Source organism: Shimia haliotis, assembly GCF_900114415.1.
Taxonomy (GTDB): Bacteria; Pseudomonadota; Alphaproteobacteria; order Rhodobacterales; family Rhodobacteraceae; genus Shimia; species Shimia haliotis.
In genome coordinates, this window is sequence record NZ_FOSZ01000001.1 from 824,223 (window position 1) to 845,742 (window position 21,520).

Annotated in this window: 23 protein-coding genes; 12 read left to right on the forward strand and 11 right to left on the reverse strand. The window is 59.2% G+C overall.

All coding sequences use genetic code 11. From position 1 onward, the window contains the following. Positions 1 to 24: 24 nt before the first annotated feature. From BM069_RS04045 to dusB, 3 genes are read right to left on the reverse strand one after another with little or no spacing between them, the layout of a single operon-like run. Entirely contained in the window at positions 25 to 1,389 is a 1,365-nt protein-coding gene (locus BM069_RS04045; protein WP_093320531.1) for a response regulator, read from the reverse strand. After that, positions 1,389 to 2,474 (reverse strand): two-component system sensor histidine kinase NtrB, encoded by a 1,086-nt coding sequence (locus BM069_RS04050; RefSeq protein WP_093320534.1) that lies wholly within the window; start codon positions 2,472 to 2,474, stop codon positions 1,389 to 1,391. The genes BM069_RS04045 and BM069_RS04050 overlap by 1 nt, the downstream gene beginning before the upstream one ends. After that, positions 2,471 to 3,478: a tRNA dihydrouridine synthase DusB gene (dusB, locus tag BM069_RS04055; RefSeq protein WP_244503523.1), complete on the reverse strand. Its 1,008-nt coding sequence runs from the start codon at positions 3,476 to 3,478 to the stop codon at positions 2,471 to 2,473. Before dusB ends, BM069_RS04050 begins: the two co-directional genes overlap by 4 nt. 159 nt (positions 3,479 to 3,637) lie before the next feature. Here dusB and BM069_RS04060 point away from each other — a divergent pair, with 159 nt between their 5' ends. From BM069_RS04060 to BM069_RS04085, 5 genes are all read left to right on the forward strand, one after another. Beyond that, positions 3,638 to 4,783 carry a bifunctional 2-C-methyl-D-erythritol 4-phosphate cytidylyltransferase/2-C-methyl-D-erythritol 2,4-cyclodiphosphate synthase gene (locus BM069_RS04060; protein ID WP_093320537.1) on the forward strand — a complete coding sequence of 382 codons (1,146 nt, stop codon included), beginning with the start codon at positions 3,638 to 3,640 and terminating at the stop codon, positions 4,781 to 4,783. Then, a complete protein-coding gene (locus BM069_RS04065; RefSeq protein ID WP_093320539.1) occupies positions 4,780 to 5,268 on the forward strand; it encodes a phosphatidylglycerophosphatase A family protein in 489 nt (162 codons plus the stop codon). Before BM069_RS04060 ends, BM069_RS04065 begins: the two co-directional genes overlap by 4 nt. Further along, the gene (locus tag BM069_RS04070; protein ID WP_093320542.1) at positions 5,265 to 5,750 is read left to right on the forward strand and encodes a CinA family protein; all 486 of its coding nucleotides are present in this window, start codon (positions 5,265 to 5,267) and stop codon (positions 5,748 to 5,750) included. The genes BM069_RS04065 and BM069_RS04070 overlap by 4 nt, the downstream gene beginning before the upstream one ends. 161 nt (positions 5,751 to 5,911) lie before the next feature. Then, positions 5,912 to 7,093 (forward strand): ammonium transporter, encoded by a 1,182-nt coding sequence (locus BM069_RS04075; protein ID WP_093320545.1) that lies wholly within the window; start codon positions 5,912 to 5,914, stop codon positions 7,091 to 7,093. Positions 7,094 to 7,345: 252 nt separating this feature from the next. Beyond that, a complete protein-coding gene (locus BM069_RS04085) occupies positions 7,346 to 7,897 on the forward strand; it encodes a hypothetical protein (protein WP_139216134.1) in 552 nt (183 codons plus the stop codon). Here BM069_RS04085 and BM069_RS04090 read toward each other — a convergent pair. Together BM069_RS04090 and BM069_RS04095 are read right to left on the reverse strand one after the other, a co-directional pair. Then, entirely contained in the window at positions 7,890 to 9,179 is a 1,290-nt protein-coding gene (locus BM069_RS04090) for an MmgE/PrpD family protein (RefSeq protein ID WP_093320553.1), read from the reverse strand. The genes BM069_RS04085 and BM069_RS04090 overlap by 8 nt on opposite strands. 17 nt (positions 9,180 to 9,196) lie before the next feature. Continuing rightward, positions 9,197 to 9,640: a type II toxin-antitoxin system RatA family toxin gene (locus tag BM069_RS04095; RefSeq protein WP_093320554.1), complete on the reverse strand. Its 444-nt coding sequence runs from the start codon at positions 9,638 to 9,640 to the stop codon at positions 9,197 to 9,199. Positions 9,641 to 9,739: 99 nt separating this feature from the next. Here BM069_RS04095 and hpt point away from each other — a divergent pair, with 99 nt between their 5' ends. Then, the gene (hpt, locus tag BM069_RS04100; RefSeq protein ID WP_093320557.1) at positions 9,740 to 10,282 is read left to right on the forward strand and encodes a hypoxanthine phosphoribosyltransferase; all 543 of its coding nucleotides are present in this window, start codon (positions 9,740 to 9,742) and stop codon (positions 10,280 to 10,282) included. A gap of 174 nt (positions 10,283 to 10,456) precedes the next feature. On the opposite strand, the gene BM069_RS04110 is transcribed toward hpt, so the two are convergent. Continuing rightward, positions 10,457 to 11,326: a LysR family transcriptional regulator gene (locus BM069_RS04110; RefSeq protein WP_170846668.1), complete on the reverse strand. Its 870-nt coding sequence runs from the start codon at positions 11,324 to 11,326 to the stop codon at positions 10,457 to 10,459. A gap of 96 nt (positions 11,327 to 11,422) precedes the next feature. Between BM069_RS04110 and BM069_RS04115 the strand changes: the two genes are divergently transcribed. Both BM069_RS04115 and BM069_RS04120 read left to right on the forward strand, forming a co-directional pair. Continuing rightward, entirely contained in the window at positions 11,423 to 11,884 is a 462-nt protein-coding gene (locus BM069_RS04115; RefSeq protein ID WP_093320566.1) for a c-type cytochrome, read from the forward strand. 67 nt (positions 11,885 to 11,951) lie between these two features. Then, positions 11,952 to 12,830: a cytochrome c gene (locus BM069_RS04120; RefSeq protein WP_093320569.1), complete on the forward strand. Its 879-nt coding sequence runs from the start codon at positions 11,952 to 11,954 to the stop codon at positions 12,828 to 12,830. Positions 12,831 to 12,887: 57 nt separating this feature from the next. Here the strand turns inward: BM069_RS04120 and lipA are convergent, their stop codons facing one another. After that, positions 12,888 to 13,841: a lipoyl synthase gene (lipA, locus tag BM069_RS04125; RefSeq protein WP_093320571.1), complete on the reverse strand. Its 954-nt coding sequence runs from the start codon at positions 13,839 to 13,841 to the stop codon at positions 12,888 to 12,890. Positions 13,842 to 13,844: 3 nt separating this feature from the next. Next, positions 13,845 to 14,021, reverse strand: coding sequence for a hypothetical protein (locus BM069_RS19755; protein WP_170846669.1), 177 nt, complete (start codon positions 14,019 to 14,021; stop codon positions 13,845 to 13,847). 29 nt (positions 14,022 to 14,050) lie between these two features. Between BM069_RS19755 and BM069_RS04130 the strand changes: the two genes are divergently transcribed. Both BM069_RS04130 and BM069_RS04135 read left to right on the forward strand, forming a co-directional pair. Further along, the gene (locus BM069_RS04130) at positions 14,051 to 14,599 is read left to right on the forward strand and encodes a peroxiredoxin (protein WP_093320574.1); all 549 of its coding nucleotides are present in this window, start codon (positions 14,051 to 14,053) and stop codon (positions 14,597 to 14,599) included. Positions 14,600 to 14,775: 176 nt separating this feature from the next. Continuing rightward, on the forward strand, positions 14,776 to 15,540 hold the full coding sequence (locus tag BM069_RS04135) for a hypothetical protein (protein ID WP_093320577.1): 765 nt from the start codon (positions 14,776 to 14,778) through the stop codon (positions 15,538 to 15,540). 60 nt (positions 15,541 to 15,600) lie between these two features. On the opposite strand, the gene BM069_RS04140 is transcribed toward BM069_RS04135, so the two are convergent. Beyond that, positions 15,601 to 16,668: a DUF6456 domain-containing protein gene (locus tag BM069_RS04140; RefSeq protein WP_093320580.1), complete on the reverse strand. Its 1,068-nt coding sequence runs from the start codon at positions 16,666 to 16,668 to the stop codon at positions 15,601 to 15,603. Between the two features lie 235 nt (positions 16,669 to 16,903). On the opposite strand from BM069_RS04140, the gene BM069_RS04145 reads away from it, so the two are divergent. Next, positions 16,904 to 17,197 carry a DUF6477 family protein gene (locus BM069_RS04145; protein WP_093321332.1) on the forward strand — a complete coding sequence of 98 codons (294 nt, stop codon included), beginning with the start codon at positions 16,904 to 16,906 and terminating at the stop codon, positions 17,195 to 17,197. Positions 17,198 to 17,200: 3 nt separating this feature from the next. Here BM069_RS04145 and BM069_RS04150 read toward each other — a convergent pair whose 3' ends face one another. Next, complete coding sequence (locus BM069_RS04150) at positions 17,201 to 18,751, reverse strand: trimethylamine methyltransferase family protein (RefSeq protein WP_093320582.1); 1,551 nt, start codon at positions 18,749 to 18,751, stop codon at positions 17,201 to 17,203. A gap of 149 nt (positions 18,752 to 18,900) precedes the next feature. Next, a complete protein-coding gene (locus BM069_RS04155) occupies positions 18,901 to 19,608 on the reverse strand; it encodes an MgtC/SapB family protein (RefSeq protein WP_244503524.1) in 708 nt (235 codons plus the stop codon). 157 nt (positions 19,609 to 19,765) lie between these two features. On the opposite strand from BM069_RS04155, the gene guaA reads away from it, so the two are divergent. Then, on the forward strand, positions 19,766 to 21,325 hold the full coding sequence (guaA, locus tag BM069_RS04160; RefSeq protein ID WP_093321338.1) for a glutamine-hydrolyzing GMP synthase: 1,560 nt from the start codon (positions 19,766 to 19,768) through the stop codon (positions 21,323 to 21,325). The last annotated feature ends 195 nt before the right edge of the window (positions 21,326 to 21,520 follow it).

The window sequence follows — 21,520 nt, forward strand, 5'->3', positions numbered from 1 at the left end:
AAACGTCACGGTTATGTGGCCTTTTTACATCAACTTACGGCGCCGTGTCACGTGAATATCAAGATCCGAGATTTTTTTCCGCAGGGTATTTCGGTTGATGCCAAGCAAATCAGCGCATTTCGCCTGATTGCCACCGGTGGCATCCAAAGCAATTTCGATCAGTGGAAGCTCAATTTCCCGCAAAATACGGGCGTATAGGCCTGCCGGCGGCAACATATTCCCATGTAGGTCAAAATACCGTCGCAGATGCCGCGCCACCGAGGCGGAGAGCTTTTCGGTGTCTTCGCCACCAAGCAACGGCCCCACCTGAGGCTGCGCTCCAAGAACCAATTCGGCTTCGACAAGCGCGATTTCTTCACTTTGCGCCGTGAGCACCAGACGACGCACCGCATTTTCAAGCTGTCGCACGTTTCCTGGCCAGCTATAGGTCCGAAGCATTTCCATGGCGTCGGCTGAGAACACCCGCACCGGGGCCCCGTCCCGCTCGGCACGGGTTAGGAAATGCTCCATAAGCAATGGAATGTCGTCTACCCGCTCTCGCAGGCTGGGCACGTGGATCGTCGCGCCATTCAAGCGATAGTACAGATCTTGCCGGACCGAGCCGCTTTCCATGGCCTGCTCCAGATCAATCTGGCTGGTGGCCATAAACCGTGGCATGTGCTCGCCAGGGGTGTCGATCATGCGCACAATGCGGGCCTGAACCTCGTCATCAATGTCGCCGATCTCGTCAAACAGGATTGTTCCGCCCTTGGCTTTGGCCAACACCCGCGCCGGACCTTCAAGGTCCACAAGATCCGTTGCGTTCACCACCACAAACGGCAGAGACCGGCGATCCGAAAAGTCGTGAATCTCTTTTGCAATCAGGGATTTACCCGTGCCGCTCTCACCTGAAATCAACACAGGCAAATCGGTGTTCATAACCCGTGCAACAAGCCGATAAAGCGCCTGCATGGCGGGTGTCCGGCCCACCAGAGGCAACTCGTCGGGGCGCTCTTTTTCGCCCTGTGGCTCGGACGGCGCGCGTCGCTTGAGTTCCAAAGCCTTGCCTGTCCGCTTCATCAGATCCGGCAGGTCAAAGGGCTTGGGCAGATAGTCATATGCCTCCGCTTCCGCCGCCTGAATTGCCGTCATGATCGTGTTCTGCGCAGAGATCACGATCACCGGCAAACCAGGGCGGTCCTCGGCGATTTTTGGCAACATTTCCAATCCGTTGCCATCCGGCATGACCACATCAGAGATCACCACATCGCCTTTGCCTTCAGCCACCCATCGCATCAAGGTTGTCAGCGACGAGGTGGCATGAACCTTGCACCCTGCGCGCGTCAACGCCTGTGTCAAAACCGTGCGGATCGTGCGGTCATCATCCGCAACCAGAACCGTGCCATCCATCAGAGGCTCCCCTCATATTTTTCCAGTATTTCCTTGCTCGCCCGTGGCAACGACAGCCTAAAAGCCGTCCGTCCGGGGATGCTGTCCACGGAGATCATTCCGCCGTGGTCCGAGATGATCTTGCTGACCAATGCCAGCCCCAGCCCTGTGCCGTTTTCACGCCCCGACACAAAGGGATCAAAGATGTCGCCCTGAATGTCCTGCGGCAATCCGGGCCCGTCGTCTATGATCTCGATCTGAAGCGGCAAAGGTTGACCGCCGCCATCCGCACGCCGCAGTCGGAAGCTGTGCTCATAGTACGTCCTGATGCGTATTTTTCCATTATCATCAGATGCTTCCGATGCATTTTTCAACAGGTTCAGAATGACTTGCACCAATTGATCCGCATCCCCTTCGGCCGGTGGCAGCGACGGGTCATATTCCTCAACAATGGACATATGTGCGCCAAACCCGACAAGCGCGGAGCGCCGCGCACGATCCAGAACATCATGAATGTTCACTGGTTTACGCGCTGGCGGCGACAGGTTTCCGAATTGCTCCACCTGCTCCAAAAGCTTCACGATCCGCCGGCTTTCCGCGACAATCAGATCCGTCAGTTCAAGGTCTTCCGGCGACAGGTTCATCGACAACAACTGCGCGGCACCCGTGATTCCCGCCAGCGGGTTTTTGATCTCATGTGCCAACATTTCGGCCATGCCAATTGCCGACTTCGCTGACGATTTCACCCCCTGGCTGCGCGTCATGCGCCCGGCCAGTTCGCGCGATGAAATCAGAAACAACATCTGCCCGCCACTGTCCTGTAAGGGGGCAATCTGCAAATTACACTGCACCGGAGGCCCATCACCGGTACCCACATCGGCATCGTTCACGAACAAAGGAGTGCCGTGTTGACGGGCACGGTGAAACGCATCCTCAAGCGGCGCGTCAATCATCACCTTGTCCCAGACCGGCTGTCCCTGCATCGCTTTGGTCGAGGCATTCAGAAACGTTTCCGCTGCCGGATTGAGGCTTAGAATGTTGTCATCCTGATCCACAAGCAGCGCCGGAACCGGCATCGAACTCCATATTGCGCTATCGTTGCTCATGCGGCCTCTTCATTGTTTTTGTTAGTTTTTTCCGTCAGAGCGCCCTGCAATAGCGCGAGCACCTCACCGGCATCGCGGCTGGTCAGAACCTGCCGGCGCGTCGCCGCCTCCGTGCCGACGCCATCCATGAACCATCCCAAATGCTTGCGCGCCACGCGCAGGCCCAGATCCGCGCCATAAAACGACAGCATTGCCTCATAATGTTCCGACACCAACGCCACCAAGGCCGCGCCTTCAGGCACCTCGGGCTCAGGCGCTCCAAACACCTCGGCGGCAATCTGCGCCAAAACCCACGGTTTGCCCTGCGCCCCGCGCCCAACCATCACGCCGTCCGCACCGGAGGCCGCAATCGCCGCTTTCGCTGTGGCGCTGTCCACAATGTCGCCGTTGGCAATCACCGGCACCGACACCGCGTCTTTGACGCCCGCGATCGCCGCCCAATCTGCGCTGCCTTTGTAAAACTGGCACCGCGTACGCCCATGAATGGTGATCATCTGCACGCCGGCATCCTCGGCCCGTTTGGCCAGATCAGCCGCGTTCAGCATGTCGTCGTCCCACCCCAGCCGCGTTTTGAGCGTCACCGGAATGTCCACGGCACCAACCACAGCTTCGATCAGGGTCAAAGCGTGATCCAAATCTTTCATCAGAGCTGATCCGCTTGCGCCCGCACCGCTGGCGCTGGTCACTTTTTTGGCTGGACAGCCCATGTTGATATCAATCAGCGTTGCGCCGTTGGCCTCGACCTGCCGCGCGGCTTCTGCCATCCAATGGGCCTCACGCCCCGCGAGTTGCACCGAGGTTGTGGCGTCCCCGAACCCCAGTTCCGCCCGTTCACGCACACCGGGTTTGGCCTGCACCATTTCCTGACTGGCCACCATCTCGCTCACCACCAGCCCCACGCCAAAGCGACTCACCAGATCGCGGAACGGGCGATCCGTGATGCCAGCAAGCGGCGCCAGAAAGACGGGAGGTGTCAGGGTCAGATGTGCGACTTGAACGGTCACGTGCTTAATCCTTGTGCATTGGGGTTTTGCTACCCGAGTCCAAACGACCCTTCAATGAAAGTGCCGCCAAAAACGTATCAGATTTATGCAATTGCCTAAATTTTAATCACACGCAATGGGTCGATTGCCTCCGCGCGTTGCACGACATAGACAGAAGCCATGACCAAACCGCTTCCAAAAGTTGCCGCCGTGATAGTCGCCGCTGGGCGCGGCACCCGCGCCGGACCGGGGGCGCCAAAACAATGGCGTCCGCTGGCTGGCAAACGTGTGATCGACTGGACCGTGGCCGCCTTTGAGGCGCATCCGGACATCGACGACCTCGTTCTGGTTCTGCACCCCGATGACATGGCGCTTGCGGCGCAACTGCCGGGGAAACATGTGACGGGCGGCGCGAGTCGCGATGCCTCTGTGCGCAACGGGCTCGAAGCGCTGGCGGACTGCGACACCACACATGTTCTCATTCATGACGTGGCGCGCGCCGGAATTGATGCATCCACCATCTCGGCCGTGATCGATGCCTTGCGCAGCGGCGCCACTGGGGCCGCGCCGGCGCTGCCGGTCACAGATGCCTTGTGGTCCGGCAAGGACGCAACTGTCACAGGTACCCGATCGCGCGAGGGGCTTTTTCGCGCGCAGACCCCGCAAGGTTTTGACTTCTCTAAGATTCTGGAGGCCCACCGCGCCCATAAAGGCGGCGCGGCGGACGACGTCGAAGTGGCCCGCGCCGCAGGTCTTGACGTGACGATTGTCGCGGGCGCGGAGAGCAATCTGAAAATCACCACAGCCGAGGATTTCGCCCGGCTGGAAACACATCTGAGAGGCACTATGGACGTTCGTTTGGGCAATGGATTTGACGTACACGCGTTTGAGGACGGCGATCACGTCATCCTCTGCGGCGCGCGCATCCCGCATGACAAGGCGCTCAAGGGTCATTCTGACGCCGATGTCGGGATGCACGCTGTCACCGATGCGATCTATGGGGCGCTGGCACAGGGCGACATCGGCCGACATTTCCCGCCCAGCGACATGGAATGGAAAGACGCCGACAGCAGTATCTTTCTTAAACATGCCGTGGCTCTGGCGGACAAAATGGGCTTCAAGATTGCCAACGTTGACTGCACCCTGATCTGTGAACGGCCCAAGATCGGCCCGCATGCGCCCGCCATGATGGCCCGCATGGGCGAGATCATGGGCCTCTCGACCGACCGCGTGTCCATCAAGGCCACAACCAGCGAAACACTCGGCTTTACCGGCCGCGAAGAAGGGATTGCGGCCATTGCAACCGCAACATTGGTGACAAAATGACGAAGATGATCGCAACCATGCTGGGCCTCGGCAACCTAAGCTCGATGCCAGGCACTCTCGGCTCTGCCGCCGCCGTTCCACTGGCCGTTACCATCCACATGGCAGGCGGCTTCTGGGCGCTTTTGATTGCCACCTTGGTCATGACCGCCCTTGGCTGGTGGGCCACAGAAGTTCAGGTCGCCACCCGACCGGGCGAAGACCCGTCCGAAATCATCATCGACGAACTGGTCGGCCAGTGGATCGCCCTCTGGGTGGTCAGCTTCGGCGCTTCCCACGCCGGCGTGTCGATCCTGAAACTCTGGCCCGGCCTTGTGGCCGCCTTTGTCTTTTTCCGCCTGTTTGACATCACCAAATGGGGTCTGGTGGGCATGGCCGATCGTCGCCACGACAGTCTCGGCATCATGCTTGACGACATCGTCGCAGGCGTTCAGGCGGCGACCTGCGTCGCCATCCTTGGCTACCTCTGGCATGCGGTGTTCATGTGAGCCTCGCCGCCGACACGCTCACCGCCGCCCGCGCCGCCGGTTTTCGCATCGCCACAGCCGAAAGCTGCACCGGGGGCATGGTCTCTGCGGCGCTGACTGATGTGGCCGGCAGCTCCGACGTCTTTGAGCGTAGCTTTGTAACCTACACCAACACCGCCAAGACCGAGATGCTCGGCGTGCGCGAGGCGACCCTAGCCGCCCACGGCGCAGTCTCCGAGGAAGTCGCCCGCGAAATGGCGCTTGGCGCGCTGATCAACTCCGACGCGCAGCTTGCGGTCTCGATCACCGGAATCGCCGGCCCGGGCGGGTCCGAATTCAAACCCGAAGGCCGCGTGTGCTTTGGTCTGGCACATGGCGCAGGCCAAAACATCGCCTGCACCACCGAAACCGTCGAATTTGGTGCGATAGGCCGCGCCAACGTACGTGAGGCCGCGCGGAATCACGCGCTCACCCTGCTCCAGACAGCCGCCTCCGCATCGTGATGCCAAAATAATCACCACGCTCGGCTTTCCGCCCATTTTTTAATCAAATCGCAAAACGCCCACATTTGGAGCGCTTTGCACGCAATTGCGCCTTTGTGCTGCGCAGAAATTCCGCTCTTTGACGACAAAACCATCACTCACGGGACAAAGAGGGAAATATTATGAACGGAGCGGACACCGCATGGATCATCGTGGCGACAGCCTTGGTCCTGTTCATGACACTGCCGGGGCTGGCGCTGTTTTACGGCGGCCTTGTGCGCGCACGCAACGTGCTCAGCGTCTTCATGCAAACCTACGCCATCGCCTGTTTGATGAGCGTTCTGTGGCTCGTCGCGGGCTACTCGATCGCCTTTGGCAGCGGCACATCCGGCCTCTGGGGCGGTCTGGACAAGATGTTCCTGTCAGGCATCGACGCTGACTCGCTTTCAGGCACCCTGCCCGAGGTTCTGTTCTTTGCCTTTCAGATGACCTTTGCAATCATCACCCCCGCGCTGATTGTTGGCGCCTATGTGGAACGCATCGGTTTCGGCTTTGTGATGCTCTTCTCCGGTCTCTGGATGCTTCTTTGCTACGCACCGGTTGTGCACTGGATCTGGGGCGGCGGCATGCTGGCGGATGGCGGCCTCTTTGGCGACACCGGCGTGCGTGACTTTGCCGGCGGCATCGTCGTTCACGAAACCGCAGGCATCGCAGCGCTGATGTTGGCCGTGATGCTGGGCGCGCGCAAAAACCGCACCACCCCGCCGCACGCCCCGTGGATGGTGATGATCGGCGCGGCCATGCTCTGGGTTGGCTGGTTCGGCTTTAACGGAGGCTCGCAGCTCGCCGCAGACGGCGGTGCAGCCATGGCTCTGACCGTAACGCATATCTCCGCCGCCACCGCATCCCTGACTTGGGCGCTGTGGGAACGCATCAAATATGGCAAAGCCTCCCTCGTGGGTCTTGTCACCGGCACCATCGCCGGTCTGGCCTCGATCACGCCGGCCTCCGGTTTTGTTGGTCCGGTCGAAGCTCTGGCCATCGGTGCCATCGCCGGCATCCTGTGTCAGGAAGCTGTGAACCTCGTGCGCAATCAACTGCGCATCGACGACACGCTGGACGTTTTCGCAGTCCACGGCGTCGGCGGTATTTTCGGCACAATCATGATCGCCGTCTTTGGTCAGGGCACATGGGCAGCCCAGCTTGGCGGCCTCGTTGTGGTTGGTGTCTTCACCGTTGTTGTGACCTATGTGCTGATCAAGGTTGTCTCTCTGATCACACCTCTGCGTGTGGACGAAGAAACCGAAGTCAACGGCCTGGACCTCGCGGTTCACGGCGAACGCGCCTACGACATCGCGTCCTAAAGAATTGGAAGATCACTCCGACTGGGCGGCCCTCGGGTCGCCCTTTTCTTTTGGGCAAGTCTTGATTGCAGGACAAACCCCGACCATCCTGCCTGAATGACAAATTTCAAATCCGTCGCCATGTGCTTTGCACTCCTGACCACAGCCCCCGCCGCCGCTGGCACGCCCGTGAACAGACCCATGACTTGCCCGGTTGGCGGCGAGACTTTCGAGATCATCACGCCCTCGTCTTGCTCCACAATGGGGCGAACTATGTCTTTTCGCCCTATGACCACATGTGACTGGCAAACCCACATGCCCGCATGTCCGTCAAACGGCCTGCCGATCTATCGCAATTTTTCACCTGACGACATCGTACGACTGGAGCAGCACCTGTCCTCTGAAAAATGGGCCGAAGACCGTAAACTGCGCCCCATGCAACGCGCCTACGCGCTCGCCGGTGACATGGGAGACACCACCGCGCCCTCCGGATTTTTCATGTTGTTGAATGCCTTTTGGTACGAAACCCGCACCTTCTTTGAAAACGAGGCGCAGAAACAGGCGTTCTTTGTTGCAGCCGAGGAAGAAATCAGGGTCGACCGCGACGGAAACGGCCCCTTCTTTCAGGCCATTCTCGCCTTTGCACTGGCCCATGACGGGCAAGGCACGCGGGCCAAAACCGAGCTTGCTCAAGCCAAAGCCAAAACGGAAGCCGACGCCGAGTTACCTGAATTTTTGCGCCAATACATCGCCGCCATAGAGGCCTGCCTTCCCGAAATAGGGTCCCCTATCTGCCGGCCCGAGGCACCTTTGGTTCTCAAATAAGCGTCCCAAACTGCGCCGCACCTTCCGGCGCATTGATCGCGCGCCACAAATCCTGCGCTTTCTCCGGCCCAACCAGAGCTTCAGCCTTGGTCCGCAGCCTTTTCTCGCGATCGGCCAGCGCGATGGGCGCATCAAGATCATGATAGGCCGTAAGCACCGTGCCCTCTTTCAGAGTAACGGCGACTCGTGCCTGCATTTCACTCAAGGCGTCATCCTCAACAACCGAAACACGATCACGTAGCGCAACCACATCACGGTCAGCGCAAAGCGCGTCCGAATAGCTGTCCAAGGCCGCCGTGTCATGCCCCCACAGCGCCATCGCCGCGACCATTCGATAAGAAAACTTTGCGCCCAACCCTTCGGTTGGCGCAGGCTGATTGCACACGCTCATCCACCGCGGATGCGTTGTAATCTCCACCTTCTGCACATCCGAAACCGCTGGCCGGTTCATTCCGCCAAGCGCCTCAAGCGTGGCGTGCAGCCCATGACAACAGGCGTGAAACTTATGGCTGATCGTGTCCATCAACCACACCTCTTCCAATCCATCCAGTGCCGACGGGTCGGCCATACCCCGATGCGTCGGCCCGAACCCCTGAGCGACCTCAAGCCCTGCCGGATTTCCAGCCAAGCCTTGCGCCACCAACAACGCCGCCTCAACGCCGTTTGAGGCCGCGATACCGGCATTGAACGGCTTGCCCATAGTTCCGAACTGCGCCTTCAGCCCGCTGGCGCGTGTGGCGACCAAACCAAACGTCGCCGCCACCCGCGCCGCGTCAAACCCGAGCAAACGTGCGGCAGCCGCAGCCGCGCCAAACGCGCCCGCCGTACCGGTCTGATGAAACCCGTGCTGATAATGATCCCGCCCCAGCCAGACTCCGACGCGAATGCTCACCTCGATCCCCAAAAGCGCGGCATGCTGCAACACCGCCCCGTCCGCCCCTTCGCGCTCCGCCATCGCCAAAGCTGCGGGAAACACCGCGACAGAAGGATGGCCAATATGCGCGAAATGCGTGTCGTCATAATCGAGCGCGTGGCTTGTCGCGCCATTCACCAACGCAGCCGTCCTTGCCGGCACCCTGCCCCCGCCAAACACATGCGCCTGCGCGGCCCCGCCCTCGTCCTCGGCCAAGGCACGGCACGCTTGCGCCACAGGCTCGTCCACTCCGGCAATCCCGCAGGCGGCCCAATCCAACATGGACAGGCGCAACATCTCTTTCGTCTTTTCAGGAACCGATTGGGCAGAAGTTTCTGCCACGAACGCCGCAAGTGTTTCGGTGATCATGGCAACTCTCCTTGTTGTCAGCCATAAAGCGCTTTCGCCCGCGCCTCAAAGGCCGCCACGATCCGGTGCATGGCCTCGTTGAACACCAATCCAATCGCTTTTTGCAGGATGATGTTCTTGAATTCAAAGTCCACAAAGAATGTCACCTCGCACCCGCCTTCGGCATCGGCAAAATCCCAAGTGGATTTCAGAAACTTGAAAGGACCGTCCAGATATTCGGTGTCAATGTGCTTGGTTTCGGGGTTCAACACCACACGGCTGCCAAATCTTTCTCTGAACACTTTGAACGAAATCACCAGATCCGCCAGCATCTCTTCCGCAGCGCCCTGTGGCGTCCGCGACCGGATTCGCGCCGCCGCGCACCATGGCAAAAACTGCGGATAGGCCGCGACGTCTGCCACAAGGTCATACATTTGCTGAGCCGTGTACGGCAGCGTTCGAGTTTCAGAGTGCGTCGGCATGTCGTCCCATTTTCGTCGTGACAGCGCCAAACAGGGTCGCTATTCACTATCCTGCCCGCGCACATAGCTGCGCGACCTAGGGGAAATCAAGAGGGTCCCATGTCAAAGCGTCCTTATGTCATCGATCAAATGATCTCGGCGAAATCCATTGCAGCACGGATCGAAGACCTCTGTGCGGAGATTCACGACGAGTATGAAGGCACCGACAAACTGATCGTTGTGGGCCTACTGCGCGGCTCCTTTGTGTTCATCGCCGATCTTGTGCGCGAACTTGACCTGCCCGTCGAAGTCGATTTCCTCGAGGCCAGCTCTTATGGCAACTCCATGGAGAGTAGCCGGGAAGTGCGTATTCTCAAAGACTTGCGCGGCGAAATTGAAGGCCGCGACGTACTGGTGGTCGAAGACATCGTCGACACAGGCCACACGTTGACCCACGTCATGCATCTGCTTGAGGCCCGCAATCCGGCCAAAATCAAAACCATCGCGCTCTTGGACAAGCCGTCGCGGCGCGAGGCCGACATCACTGCCGACTGGATTGGCTTTTCTATTCCTGACGAGTTTGTCGTCGGCTACGGCATCGACTTTGCCCAACGTAACCGCAACCTGCCCTTCATCGGCAAGGTGCGCTTCACCGACGAATGAACCCGCGCCACTTCCTGAAAATGTCGCAATGGGTGCGCAATCCGCCCTCACGCCAACGGCAAATCCTTATCGCGACGGTGCTGGGCCTGTGTTTCCTGGTCTACGGGATCGAACAGATTTTCGGTCTGCAAGAGCTGCTGCCAACTCCCAACGACCCCAAGGTACGGGTAAAAATCAAGCCGTGACGCCCAACAGACGGTCTTTCATGTCGTCCAAACCGGCCAGTAGATAGCGTCGCGTCGCCTCGATCCGGCTGACCCCCGCCATGTCGACATGGTTCGCCACCCAGATTGGTGCCGAAGGCAACGCGCCTTGATCAAGGCGCATCAGACGCGCATCCGCATCCCCCAGCACGCATGGGATCACCGCGCGGCCCAGCCCGATGCCAGCCATATAGGCCAGAACCACAAAGCTGTCCGCCGCACTCACGATCTTTTCCGGCGCCACCCGCTCCGCCATCCAGCGCGCCGCCAATGAACGGGTCAGCGGACCCGCGAGGCCAAGCCATTCGTCCGGCGCCGGATCGGTCGCGTAAACGCCAAACCCCAACCGCGCGCCAACGTCGCCAACCATGTCTTCACCCAATTCATCCGTCGGGCGCACCGCCACATCCGCCTGTGCCCGACTGAAATCACTGCGTGCATTGGTGCTCATCAACGCGATCCGCAGCCCGCTCACGTCCTTGTGAAGCGCACCAATGATCTCCGGCAACACAAACTGACACAGCGAATCCGTGCTCGACACCCGCACAGATCCCATCACCGGAGCTTGCTCGCCCTGCAACATCCGCGTGACAGATCCCAGCGCAGCTTCCGCCTCCCGCGCCGCCTCGATCATGCGCACCCGATCGGCGCGCACCGTGTAACCCTTTGGCGTTCTGTCAAAAATCGCCACGCCAAAGCGTGTCTCATAAGCTGCCACACGCCGCAAAACCGTCGCGTGGTTCACCCCCAACTTGCGTGCAGCCCCGCTCACAGTGCCCGTATCGGCCACCGCCAGAACAAAACGCAGATCATCCCAATTCTCACTGTGCATAAATCGCATATATAGCCTGCAAAAATGGCAGATGGTATTCGATTTCGTCACAGCTAGGATTTTTGCAGACCATCCACGTGCAGCCATCTTCACAGGAGACGCCCCATGAAACGCACCATTGCCCTTGCCACAGCCGCCCTTACCCTTGTCGGGTCCGCCGTGTTTGCCGATGGCCACATCGACAACGCTATAAAGGCCCGTCAGGCACAGATGCAACTCTATGCCTTCTCTCTGGGAACGCTTGGCGGCATGGCCAAAGGTCAGATCGAATACAACGCCGAGGCCGCACAGGCCGCAGCCGACAATCTTGCGGCCGTAACGATGCTGCACCCTGCCGCCTTCTGGCCACAGGGATCAGACAGCGCTTCCAACGCCAACTCCAAAGCCAAGGCCGACATGTGGTCAAACTACGGTGACGTTCAGGCCAAAGGCATGGCGCTCGGAGAAGCAGCCGCTGGTATGAAAGCGGCCGCCGGAACCGACCTCGAGGCCCTGCGCGGTGCCATCGGCCCCGTGGGTGCGGCCTGTCAGGCCTGCCACAAGGCCTATCGTGAATCCAACAACTGATCTGTTGAGACAACCGCATAAACCGGCAGCCCTCGGCTGCCGGTTCTTTTTATGCTAAGGTGATGCCATGAAACGCTTTATTTCCGCCATTTGCGTCCTTGCCTTCATCGGCCTTGGCGTATTCTTCTGGATCACCCGCCCGCACACCTTGCCCGCTGATGCCCTGACCGGACTGACTGCGGATGTGGATCACGGCGAAACCGTTTTCCATGCCGCTGGCTGCGCCTCCTGTCACACAGCCCCCAACGCCGAAAGCACCGATGCGCCCGTTCTGTCGGGCGGACAAAGGTTTCCCTCTGATTTCGGCACTTTTCTCGCCCCAAACATCTCGTCCGACGCCACCCAAGGCATCGGCGACTGGTCCGCATTGGACCTTGCCAATGCCATGCTGCGCGGCGTGTCACCTGAAGGCGCGCACTACTACCCAGCCTTTCCCTACGCATCTTATATCCGCATGCAACCACAAGACGTTGTCGACCTGCATGCCTACCTTGCGACGCTTCCCGCCAGCGACACGGCCAGCCAACCGCATGAAGTTGGTTTTCCCTTCAATATCCGGCGCAGCGTTGGCGGCTGGAAATGGCTGTATCTGGATGACAGCTGGGTGATGCCCGCCGAGACCGCTCAGCTCGAACGCGGACGGTACCTTGTCGAGGCGATGGGTCATTGCGGCGAATGCCACACCCCACGCGGCGCTCTAGGAGCCATGGACCGCACCGCTTGGTTGTCCGGCGCACCCGATCCGTCAGGCAAAGGCAACATTCCAGACATCACACCCGCCAGCCTCACGTGGTCCGACGCCGACATCACCTACTATTTTGAAACAGGCTTCACCCCTGATTTCGACAGCGCAGGTGGCCATATGGCGCAAGTAGTCGAGAACCTGTCCAAGCTCACCGCGCAAGACCGCGAAGCTGTCACCGCTTATCTCAAGGCACTGCCCTAACCGCTCAACGCAAAAAGCCGCTTATGAAAGCGGCTTTTCCAGAGCATGATCAAATGCTTAAGCTTTCGAGACTTGCGCTTCTCGCGCCGCCTTTAGTCGCGCGAAATCATCACCTGCGTGATAAGAAGAACGCGTCAACGGTGTCGCCGACACCATCAGAAAGCCCTTGCCATAAGCGGCTTTCTCATAGCTTTCGAATTCTTCCGGTGTCACGAACCGGTCTACCGCGTGGTGCTTGGGCGTAGGTTGAAGATACTGACCAATGGTCAGGAAATCGATGTCGGCTGCACGCATGTCGTCCATCACCTGCGTCACCGCCAGCTTGTCTTCACCCAGACCAACCATGATGCCCGACTTGGTGAACATCGTCGGGTCCAACTCCTTGACCCGCTGCAACAAGCGCAGCGAATGGAAATACCGCGCGCCCGCGCGCACTTCCGGATACAATCCCGGAACTGTTTCAAGGTTGTGATTAAACACGTCCGGACGCGCCTCAACAATGACCTCCAACACTTTGGGATCACAGCGTAAAAAGTCCGGAGTGAGAATTTCAATCGTGGTTTCGGGGCTGCGATGGCGGATCGCGCGAATGGTCTGTGCAAAATGCTCGGCACCGCCGTCTTCGATGTCATCGCGATCCACGGAGGTCACGACAACATGGTTGAGCGCCAGCTTGGCAACCGCATCCGCAACGCGGCCAGGTTCAAACACATCCAAATCTTCCGGCGGCTTGCCGGTGGCGATGTTGCAGAACGAACAGGCCCGCGTACAGACCTCGCCCATAATCATCATCGTCGCGTGGCCCTGCGACCAACATTCTCCAGCGTTAGGACATCCGGCTTCTTCACAAACTGTTACCAGTTTGTTCTCGCGCATGATCTTCTTGGTCGCGTTATACCCTTCCCCGGTCGGAGCTTTCACGCGAATCCATTTGGGTTTCTTCGGCTGGGCATTGTCCGGACGGTGTGCCTTCTCCGGATGCCGTTGCTCAGGTATTTTGAGATCGCGCAAGGTTCACTTCCCCAAGGTAAATTTGATTTCCGATTTCATACCATAGAGCAGCGCGACCGCTAGGGCCATAGGTGCAACCCAGCTATGCATTTGAACCAAATTTTTGGCATTTCCACCCGCATGGCGGGACTGTGCATTTGCAGCATTGCGCGCATTTTTAGAATCATTATAGATCAGCATCGAAATAACTCAGACCCAAGGAAATACCGATGCAAGTTGGCGCAAAAGTCCCCGCAGTAACGTTCAAAACCCGCGTGCGCGATGAGGCCGTAGGAGGCCCCAACCCGTTCCGCTGGCAGGACATGACCAGCGACGACTACTTCAAAGGCAAGCGCGTTGTGCTGTTCTCTCTGCCAGGTGCGTTCACCCCGACCTGCTCGACCTACCAATTGCCTGGATTTGAGGAAAACTTCGCCAAATTTCAAGAGCTTGGCGTTGACTCCATCTACTGCATGTCGGTGAACGACAGCTTTGTGATGAACAAATGGGCCGAAGCACAGGGCGTTAAAAACGTCGACGTTATCCCCGATGGTTCCGGCGAGTTCACCCGCAAGGTCGGCATGCTGGTGCGCAAGGACAACCTCGGCTTCGGGCTGCGCTCCTGGCGTTATGCGGCGATCGTCACCGATGGCGTTGTCGAAGCTTGGTTTGAAGAGCCCGGTCTTGAAGACAACCACGGCGAAGACCCCTACGGCAAAAGCTCCCCAGAGTCGGTTCTGAAGTATCTCGAAGCGGCTAACGTGGAAACCGCCGCCTAAGGACAACGCCAGCCCCGACAACGGCCGGCCTGATCACACCCCATCGCCCGGAGCCGCAATGGTTCCGGGCGTTTTCATTTCGTCACCCGCACCTCGCCCATCCGGAATAATTTTGAGTTTCCGGCTTCTTTTGACTACGCTGGTGTCACCCCTATTTTTAGGTTGGAAGAAATTTCATGAGTTCTTTGCCCCGCAGTCTGTGTTGCCTATCCTTGTGTCTTCTCCTCCCGACCGGCCTTGCCGCGCAAGACAAATGGTCGTGGAAAGTCGCTCCCTATGTGCTGACGCCTTCGATTGATGGCGACGTTACCCTCGGTCGTCTTGCCACCGCTGGCATCAACGTCAATCCCGCAGACATCATCGAACGCCTGAACCTCGGCTTCATGGGTTACGTCGAGGGTTACCACACCTCCGGCTGGGGATTTAACATCGACTACGGTTTCATGGATCTCAGCGACAACGGATCTTTCGCCGGCGGCGCAGGCACAGCCAACGCAGATATTTTTCAGGGCATCCTCACCGCCGTCGCTTTCCGTCGGGTGGTACAGACCCCTGACACAAACTTGGATCTGTATGGCGGCATCCGGTGGTGGGACACAGATGTCGATGTCACCGCTACGCTTGGCGGCCTGACCACCAGAGCCGTGTCCGGAGACTCCTGGGTCGATCCCCACATCGGCATCAGATATGAGAAACAACTGCCAAACAGCGACTGGTCTCTGAACTTGCAAGGTGACATCGGCGGCTTTGGTGTCTCCTCCGATTTCGCATGGACCGCCGCCGTAGGTGTGACTTGGCGCGCCTCCGACAAGTTTTCCCTCGAACTGGGCTATCGCGCTCAGGGCGTTGATTTTGCAAGCGGCGTCGCGGGAACGCCGTCGTATTTCGCCTATGACACTGTCACCCACGGCCCAAAAATCGGCTTTGTCTTCACGTTCTAAGTCACTAAATTTCATGACGTTATCGGGCGGCACTCGCATCGCCGCCCACGGCTGCCTTGCCTAACCGATATAGTCGCCACTGCCACCCGCACGCGCATCATAGTGATCGCGCAAACGTCCCAAAGCGATGCGCAAAACCACTTTCGCAGACCGCGCTGACCATCCGAGCCTTTTTTCGATAGTCTCCAACCCTTCCAAATAGCAGCAGCACCGCAGCGCCACATCCGCAAGGCCGTCGCCCAAACCGCACAGTGCATCAGACACCCGCTTGCGCGCGGCTTCCGCAGCATCCGATCCTCCGCCGTCATAGGCCGCACAACCAGCCGCTTGCAAAAACACTGCCCACTGCTTTGTGCGCGCAGTTCCCATTTGCGCCAGTTCAAAATCCTCCCGCAGCCTTTCACCCGCCGCGACCATGCCGGTGTCCAGAAACAGTGCCCCGTCACGATCTTTGCGCCGCGCCAAGGCAACCAGCGGGCTTTCTGCGGCCGCAAACCGACCGCTCCTTTGGGCGTCAGGCGCGCGCCCTTCAGCGACAAACCCCTGCTGCGCTTCGGCAAAGCCTTGCGCCACATTTGCCTCCTCCGCCATGATATGGCTCAGCGCAGACCGCCCCGCTGCCGTAATCGAATAACGGCGCACCTTGCCGGTACCTGCGCTCTGTATCCAATCCTTCAACGCCATGGCCTGCGCGATCTCCTGAGTCACCGTCGCGGTTCTCAGAGTCTCACCATCCGGCATGTCGCGCACCACCACGGCATTTTCCATGCCATCCGCCACCGCCAACACCGCGCCCGTTTCGCACAGCCGCGCCAAAATCCGGCGCGCTTCCCGCATCAAGGCCACCTCACCTGGGACATTTGCCCGAGACAATGCCAAAGAGGCCGCCGTGCGCCCCTTATGCGCCAATTGCGTCGCGCGAAACTGTTCAAGTGCCGCGTCGATCATAGGATCGTCACGCATGGTCTCAAGCTTGCGTATTTGCCGCAAAACCGTAGACGCATGGCACCCGTCCCGCCGCGCCAATTCGCGAATAGACAGCCCATGCTCGGTGTGCGCGACATAGCGCGCAACGCTTTCAGGCAACCAGGTTGGCAGGTCTTTGGATACCGGCGGGTCAACTCGCATAGAAACACTCCTTGCTGAAAATTAGTCAGAAATAATGCCATTGTTGCCCCCACCTTTTCCCCAAACTTATCAACAAATTCGGGCGTGTCAGGCGAGGCCCGCGACGGGGACTGACCTCAGCCTGTTGCGCAGACCTAAACGGAAGAGAAATCGCGCGAACGTAGTTACTCGCCACACGCAACACCCTCATAAGTTGTGCATAGCTTTGACCGGCAACCAAACAGAGGCCGATTCCATGCAAGATATTTTCACTCTTCTGAACACCTTAAGACGCCCGCGCCTGCTTATGCGTGCTGCCCGCGCAGGCTGTAACGAATACCGACGCGACGCGCATCTGCACCGTCACCTCGGGCCGGGCAAACTGCCCAAACACAGCACAGCACTGCGCCGGCTCATCGAAAAAGAAGACAGCCTGAACACCGCCCGAAAACAAAAAGCCACCAGCTATTCACTGGTGGCCCATGTAGATGTGCTCATTGCCCTGATGGGCGAGGCCCGCCTGCTGAGGATGACGCAGCCGCAGCCCTGATCCTTAGACGAAGGCGTCCGGCATAGACGCCTTTTTCTCTTCGACGTAGGCCCGCAGCCGTGCTTCGATCTCGGGATCAAGCGCGGGCTGCTCATAAGCGCCCAGAAGTTCCGCCACCCGTGCCGATGCCAACGCCTGCGTGTCACGTGCGCCTTCGTCTGCCCAAGTTTCGAACGGCTTGTAGTCAAGCAATTCGGACCGCCAGAACGCTTCCTTGAAGTTCGCCTGCGTATGCGCACATCCAAGATAATGACCACCCGGCCCCACTTCGCGCACCGCGTCCATCGCTTGCGCTTCCTCATCATAGCTCACGCCCTGCGCCATCTTGTGCAAGGTGCCAAGCTGATCCGCATCCATCACGAATTTCTCGAAACTGGACACCAGACCGCCCTCAAGCCAGCCACAGCTGTGCAGCATGAAGTTCACGCCGCCCATAAGGGCCGCATTATGTGTATGTGCGGTCTCATATGCCGCCTGCGCATCCGGCAGCTTGGAGCCACACAGACCACCACCCGACCGGAACGGCAGACCCAGACGACGCGCCAGTTGACCCGCGCCATAAAGGATCTGGCTCGCTTCTGGCGTACCAAACGTCGGCGCGCCGGAGTTCATGTCGATCGAGGTCACGAAGGCGCCGAAAATCACCGGCGCACCGGCGCGAATAAGCTGGCTATACGCGATGCCCGCCAGTACCTCGGCAAACACCTGCGTCAGCGTACCCGCCACCGACACCGGCGCCATGGCCCCGCCCACGATGAAGGGCGAAACAATGCAGGCCTGATTGTTCTTGGCGTAGACTTCCAGCGCACCCATCATCACGTCATCAAACGTCATGGGCGAGTTGATGTTGATCAGCGACGTCATCACCGTGTTTTCCTGAACGAAGTCCTTACCAAAAAGGATTTCGCACATCTCAACACTGTCCTGTGCGCGGCTCGGTTCTGTCACCGACCCCATGAACGGCTTGTCGCTCAGCGTCATGTGCGCCAACAACATATCAAGGTGACGCTTGTTCACCGCCACATCAGTCGGTTCACAAACGGTGCCGCCTGAGTGGTGCAGCCACTTGGACATATAGCCCAGCTTCACGAACTTCTCGAAGTCATCCATCGTGGCATAGCGACGGCCACCTTCCGCATCGCGCACGAACGGCGGGCCATAAACCGGCGCACAAACCAGTGTATTTCCACCAATTTCGACGGTCTTTTCTGGGTTACGCGCATGTTGCACGATCTTGCTCGGCGCCGTCTTGCACAGCTCCCGTGCCATGCCCCGCGGGATGCGCACGCGCTCCGCCTGATAATCCACATCCGCACCGGCTTCTTTCCACCGGTCCAGCGCGCCCTTGTTGTTCACAAAGTTGACGCCAACCTCTTCCAAGAGGATTTCCGCATTGGTCTCAATGACCTGCAACGCTTCTTCATTCAGAATTTCATACAGCGGAATGTTGCGCTCGATGAACTTCGCGGTCTCGATTTTTACACCGGTCCGTGCTGCGCGCCGCGCTGCTCCGCCACCACCCCGTCCCCGACGACGGCCTGCTGCTTCTGCCATGGTATGTCCTTCCAAAGCGATATTTTGGTCTCACGTTGCCAATGGTGTAGCCCGCCCAAGACCGGCCTCACCGCGCAACAACGTCCTTTGACGCAAGAATGCGACATTGAACACTCCGAATTCCGACACATTTGATCCAAGCCCCCGCCTCAGGCGCTGCCAGTCTCTTCCCAGACGACCTTTGACACCCGTGGATCAAGCATCAACGGGCCAAGCAGCTTGGCGGGCTCAACACCGCTGCGCTCTTCAATGGTCAACAGGATATCAAGCGCCGCCCGTCCGCCATCCTGCTCGACCTGCTCGATGCCATTGATCGCCACCCCCATCTGACTAAGTGCGGTCAAAACCAAGGCCCGAACCCCGTCCTCTTGCGACTTTGCAAAAGTCACGTTGACCTCAAAATCCTGATTGAGCGGAACGCCCGCGCGGGTTTTCCGCTTAAGCCATTTCACCAGCGGCCTCAGGCCAAGGTTCACAAAGACAATCAGCGCCGTCGCCAAAACCGCAAAGGCCACATGACCGCCCCCCGCCAACAACCCGACCGCCGCCGCGCACCAAAGCGTCGCCGCTGTGTTCAGCCCATGCACCGTGAACCCTTGCCGGAAAATGATGCCTGCGCCAAGAAACCCGATCCCCGACACTACCTGTGCCGCCACCCGTGTCGGGCTGACCTCATCCGGATAGAGCGCTGAAAACACCACATAGCTTGCCGCCCCCAGCGCCACCAATGCATTGGTGCGCAAGCCCGCCATGCGCTGCCGCACCTGTCGTTCCGACCCGATCAACGCGCCACAGATCACCGCCACCGCCAGATTGAACGCCGCCGCCTCCAGACCCGCTGGAAATGCATGCATCATGTATATACCTCCAATATACAAAATCTGTCTGAAAACTGACCCACCCGCCGCCCGCAAGGCCCGACAAAGGCGACGGATGGGCCAAAAAACACGACAAACCCGCCCCCACCCTACGCAGCCCCTTGCGCCAAAGCCCGCCATGTCCTACAGCCCGCCCATGACCCAGACATCTCATGACCGCCTTCTCATCATTGACTTCGGCAGCCAGGTCACACAGCTGATCGCCCGGCGCCTGCGCGAGCTGAACGTTTACTGCGAAATCCACCCCTATCAGAACGTCGACATGGACTTCGTGCGCAGCTTTGCGCCCAAGGCCGTGATCTTCTCCGGTGGCCCCGACAGCGTGACCCGCGAAGGATCACCCCGCGCGCCGCAAGAGATTTTCGACTACGGCGTGCCGATCCTCGGTATCTGCTACGGTCAGCAAACCATGATGACCCAATTGGGCGGCAAGGTCGAAAGCGGCCACGGCACCGCCGAATTCGGCCGCGCCTACGTCACACCCAAAGCCAACCTCGACATTCTCGAAGGCTGGTTCGCAGATGGCGACGAGCAGGTCTGGATGTCTCACGGCGACCACGTCAGCGAAATCGCACCGGGTTTTGAGGTCTACGGCACCTCCCCGAACGCGCCTTATGCCATCACCGCCGACACGTCGCGCCATTTCTACGCGGTGCAGTTCCACCCCGAAGTGCACCACACGCCCAACGGCGCAAAGCTCTATGAGAACTTTGTGAAACTCGCCGGTTTCAAAGGCGATTGGACCATGGGCGCATACCGCGAGCAGATGATCGAAGCGATCCGCGCACAGGTTGGCGACAAAAACGTCATCTGTGGCCTTTCCGGCGGCGTTGACAGCTCGGTTGCCGCGATCCTCATCCACGAGGCCATCGGCGATCAGCTCACCTGCGTCTTTGTCGACCACGGCCTCCTGCGCAAGAACGAAGCCGAAGAAGTCGTCGCCATGTTCCGCGACAACTACAACATTCAGCTGATCCACGCCGACGAAAGCGACCTTTTCCTTGGCGAACTGGACGGACAAAGCGATCCGGAAACCAAACGCAAGATCATCGGCAAGCTGTTTATCGATGTGTTCCAGAAACACGCCGACACCATCGACGGCGCCGAATTCCTTGCCCAAGGCACGCTGTATCCCGACGTGATCGAGTCTGTCTCCTTCTCCGGCGGTCCGTCTGTGACCATCAAGAGCCACCACAACGTCGGCGGCCTGCCCGAGAAGATGGGTCTCAAACTGGTCGAACCCCTACGGGAGCTGTTCAAAGACGAAGTCCGCGCTTTGGGCCGTGAACTTGGCCTGCCGCAGTCCTTCATTGGCCGCCATCCCTTCCCGGGACCGGGCCTTGCCATCCGCTGCCCGGGCGAGATCACCATCGAGAAACTCGACATCCTACGCGAAGCTGACGCGATCTATATCGACCAGATCCGCAAACACGGTCTCTATGACGACATCTGGCAAGCCTTCGTGGCGATCCTGCCGGTGCGCACAGTGGGTGTGATGGGCGACGGCCGCACCTATGACTACGCCTGCGCCCTGCGCGCGGTGACATCTGTGGACGGCATGACGGCGGACTATTACCCCTTTACCCACGAATTCCTTGGTGAGACCGCAACGCGCATCATCAACGAGGTCAAGGGCATCAACCGCTGCACCTATGACATCACCTCCAAGCCTCCGGGCACGATCGAGTGGGAGTAAAGCGCGCCCGAAAACCAGTCCGCAGAACTGGTTTCAGCGCCGAACACCCGAGGCTTCGGTGAGGGTCACAGAGATTTAGAAAACGCCGCCTCACAAGGGCGGCGTTTTTTGTGGGTAAGTCCGCAAACGGTGTTGGTGAGAGGGAAGTGGCTCTTTGCTGAGGCTGGGACCAAAGTTTGCTGAGCGGACGGTGCC

Coding starts and splice junctions, on each gene's coding strand:
- BM069_RS04150 (WP_093320582.1), bottom strand. CDS start 18,751: ATGGCAGAAGCAGCAGGCCGTCGTCGGGGACGGGGTGGTGGCGGAGCA.
- BM069_RS04130 (WP_093320574.1), top strand. CDS start 14,051: ATGCAAGTTGGCGCAAAAGTCCCCGCAGTAACGTTCAAAACCCGCGTG.
- BM069_RS04065 (WP_093320539.1), top strand. CDS start 4,780: ATGACGAAGATGATCGCAACCATGCTGGGCCTCGGCAACCTAAGCTCG.
- BM069_RS04135 (WP_093320577.1), top strand. CDS start 14,776: ATGAGTTCTTTGCCCCGCAGTCTGTGTTGCCTATCCTTGTGTCTTCTC.
- BM069_RS04155 (WP_244503524.1), bottom strand. CDS start 19,608: ATGATGCATGCATTTCCAGCGGGTCTGGAGGCGGCGGCGTTCAATCTG.
- BM069_RS04145 (WP_093321332.1), top strand. CDS start 16,904: ATGCAAGATATTTTCACTCTTCTGAACACCTTAAGACGCCCGCGCCTG.
- BM069_RS04050 (WP_093320534.1), bottom strand. CDS start 2,474: ATGAGCAACGATAGCGCAATATGGAGTTCGATGCCGGTTCCGGCGCTG.
- BM069_RS04085 (WP_139216134.1), top strand. CDS start 7,346: ATGTCTTTTCGCCCTATGACCACATGTGACTGGCAAACCCACATGCCC.
- guaA (WP_093321338.1), top strand. CDS start 19,766: ATGACCCAGACATCTCATGACCGCCTTCTCATCATTGACTTCGGCAGC.
- BM069_RS04075 (WP_093320545.1), top strand. CDS start 5,912: ATGAACGGAGCGGACACCGCATGGATCATCGTGGCGACAGCCTTGGTC.
- hpt (WP_093320557.1), top strand. CDS start 9,740: ATGTCAAAGCGTCCTTATGTCATCGATCAAATGATCTCGGCGAAATCC.
- BM069_RS04115 (WP_093320566.1), top strand. CDS start 11,423: ATGAAACGCACCATTGCCCTTGCCACAGCCGCCCTTACCCTTGTCGGG.
- BM069_RS04060 (WP_093320537.1), top strand. CDS start 3,638: ATGACCAAACCGCTTCCAAAAGTTGCCGCCGTGATAGTCGCCGCTGGG.
- BM069_RS04090 (WP_093320553.1), bottom strand. CDS start 9,179: ATGATCACCGAAACACTTGCGGCGTTCGTGGCAGAAACTTCTGCCCAA.
- BM069_RS04120 (WP_093320569.1), top strand. CDS start 11,952: ATGAAACGCTTTATTTCCGCCATTTGCGTCCTTGCCTTCATCGGCCTT.
- BM069_RS04045 (WP_093320531.1), bottom strand. CDS start 1,389: ATGGATGGCACGGTTCTGGTTGCGGATGATGACCGCACGATCCGCACG.
- BM069_RS04110 (WP_170846668.1), bottom strand. CDS start 11,326: ATGCGATTTATGCACAGTGAGAATTGGGATGATCTGCGTTTTGTTCTG.
- BM069_RS19755 (WP_170846669.1), bottom strand. CDS start 14,021: ATGCTGATCTATAATGATTCTAAAAATGCGCGCAATGCTGCAAATGCA.
- BM069_RS04140 (WP_093320580.1), bottom strand. CDS start 16,668: ATGCGAGTTGACCCGCCGGTATCCAAAGACCTGCCAACCTGGTTGCCT.
- BM069_RS04095 (WP_093320554.1), bottom strand. CDS start 9,640: ATGCCGACGCACTCTGAAACTCGAACGCTGCCGTACACGGCTCAGCAA.